The organism is Streptococcus handemini (genome assembly GCF_040984445.1).
GTDB lineage: Bacteria > Bacillota > Bacilli > Lactobacillales > Streptococcaceae > Streptococcus > Streptococcus handemini.
Genome location: NZ_JBFRYH010000113.1, coordinates 1 through 2440, shown reverse-complemented (window position 1 = coordinate 2440; position 2440 = coordinate 1). Strand labels below are relative to the sequence as shown.

At 39.8% G+C, this 2440-nt stretch carries 1 protein-coding gene and 2 pseudogenes; all 3 read left to right on the top strand.

Features of this window, described 5'->3' with window-relative positions:
* Positions 1-227 (top strand): annotated as a pseudogene (locus ABPH35_RS10730) (transposase); the annotation flags it as partial.
* A gap of 305 nt (positions 228-532) precedes the next feature.
* Positions 533-1006: pseudogene (gene tnpA / locus ABPH35_RS10725) on the top strand (IS200/IS605 family transposase).
* Positions 1007-1240: 234 nt separating this feature from the next.
* Positions 1241-2290, top strand: a complete 1050-nt coding sequence (locus ABPH35_RS10720; protein WP_349989420.1) for an LLM class flavin-dependent oxidoreductase — start codon at positions 1241-1243, stop codon at positions 2288-2290.
* The last annotated feature ends 150 nt before the right edge of the window (positions 2291-2440 follow it).

Below are 2440 nucleotides of genomic sequence, written 5' to 3'. Positions count from 1 at the left end.
CCTTAATGATGTTTGATAAACACGCCAACTTAAAATATAAATTTGGGAACCGCCATTTTTGGGCAGAGGGATATTACGTGAGTACGGTTGGTCTCAATGAAGCCACCATAAAGAAATATATCCAAGAGTAAACAAATAATCTGGGAGATTGTTTGTTGCATGATATTGCACTAGACAAGCTGAGTGTGAAAGAGTATGAAGATCCCTTTAGGGATAATGGTAAGTAGTACAACTGCCTCTTTGAGAGGCCAGTGACGAGTCAAGAGCAGTGAGGCTTGAACAAAGTGAAAGCCAGCGTCTTTAGGCGCTGGCTGGTGATGTGGGCTTATAGCCCCGGTTCAAACCACCCGTTAGACGGGTGGTCATGATTATTATGGCTTCAAGCCAGTTTTTTCTCGAAGAGAAAAACAAGAAAACCACCAGCTATGCTGGTGGCTGATAAGGCTTTGAGCTTCCATTTTTTTCCTGTTATAATCTAATTGTTCAGATTAGATAAAGGGGGAGTAAAATAGTCCAGTGGACTATTTTAGCAATGGCTAAAACCAGTTACAGTTTATCACATACTAAATGGATGTGCAAATATCATATAGTTTTCACACCGAAGTACCGCAGAAAATCCATTTACTACCAAAATAGACAGGACCTAATAGATATTTTTCGTCATCTATGTCAATACAAAGGTGTGGAAATCATTGAGGGGCACATGATGCCAGATCATGTTCATATGCTTGTCTTGATACCACCGAAACTTTCGATTTCCGATTTTATGGGATATTTGAAAAGTAAAAGTGCTCTAATGATATTTGATAAACATGCTAATTTAAAATAGAAGTATGGAAATCGAAAGTTTTGGGCTAGAGGCTACTATGTTAGTACCGTTGGACTGAATGAAAAGACAGTAGCGAAATATATTCGCGAACAGGAGAAAAATGACATTGCACTTGATAAGTTGAGTGTCAAAGAGTATGAAGATCCATTTTCAGATGGCAGTTTTAGAACAAGATAAAAGCCCGTTGTTACGGGCATTAGTCAAGTAATTATAGCACTAACCTGAACGAAGTTCAGCAAACGTCTTTAGACGTTGCTAGATGGAAACGGCTTATAGCCGGTGTACAAGCCCCCCGTTTTCACAGGTGGTTATGACTCTTCAACAAGGTGGTCAATGTAATTCAAGACAAAGTAGTTCCTAAACTCACTAATTAGTGATAAAATATAATCATAATACAAAAAGGAGAAAAATATGGTTGAATTAGGCATTTCTACATTTGGAGAGACTACGTTACTTGAAAAGACAGGTCAGATGGTGAGTCATGCAGAACGAATTCGTAATTTAGTGGAAGAAATTGAATTGGCAGATCAAGTGGAACTTGATGTATACGCAATTGGTGAGCATCACAGAGAAGATTTTGCGGTTTCCGCGCCAGAAATTGTACTAGCTGCAGGAGCGGTCAACACCAAGCATATTCGCTTATCTAGTGCAGTGACGGTCTTGTCGTCTATTGATTCTGTTCGAGTTTACCAGCAGTATGCGACGATCGATGCCTTGTCCAATGGTCGTGCAGAAATCATGGCAGGACGAGGTTCCTTTATTGAATCCTTTCCTCTATTTGGTTATGATTTGAAAGACTATGAAGAGTTATTCGATGAAAAGTTGGATATGCTACTTGCTATCAAAAATGATATTCATCTCAATTGGACAGGACGTCATACGCAAACTGTAGCGAATCGACCAGTCTATCCACGAGCTGTTCAAGAAGATTTCCCAATCAAAATTGCGACAGGAGGTAGTCCGGAGTCTACGCAGAAAATCGCAACGCTTGGGTTACCAATTGTCTATGCTATTATTGGAGGGGATCCTCGATATTTCAAATCTTTAGTGGAAATGTATCGAAAAATTGGTCGGTTAAAAGGACATGATGAAAGGAAGATGACAGTTGGGGCTCATTCGTGGGGATGGATTGCAGAAGATAAGGAAAAGGCAGAGCGGGACTACTTTTATCCGACAAAGCAGTTGGTAGATGCGATCAGTAAAGATCGACCGCTCTGGAAAGAATTGACCTATGATGCTTATTTGAAGAATATCGGTGAAGATGGTGCGATGTTTGTCGGTGATCCTGATACAGTAGCAAATAAGATGATTCGAGTGATTGAAGACCTGGGACTGGATAGTTTTATGCTCCATCTTCCTGTGGGATCTATACCACATGAGGATACATTGAAGGCTATTCGTCTTTATGGTGAGCAGGTTGCACCAAAAGTTCACGCTTATTTTGCCGCTAAAGGAAAGTAGCTGTTGAATAATAAAAGTTTCAACACGCCAAACGCATGAAGAAAAGATAGTTTTCAGAAAACGACATACATAGTGACAAAATCAATCAAAGTAGTAAACTAGAGATAGAGGTGACTACAATGATTGATTTTCTCGTTTCCATAGACTCCC

Coding starts and splice junctions, on each gene's coding strand:
- ABPH35_RS10720 (WP_349989420.1), top strand. CDS start 1,241: ATGGTTGAATTAGGCATTTCTACATTTGGAGAGACTACGTTACTTGAA.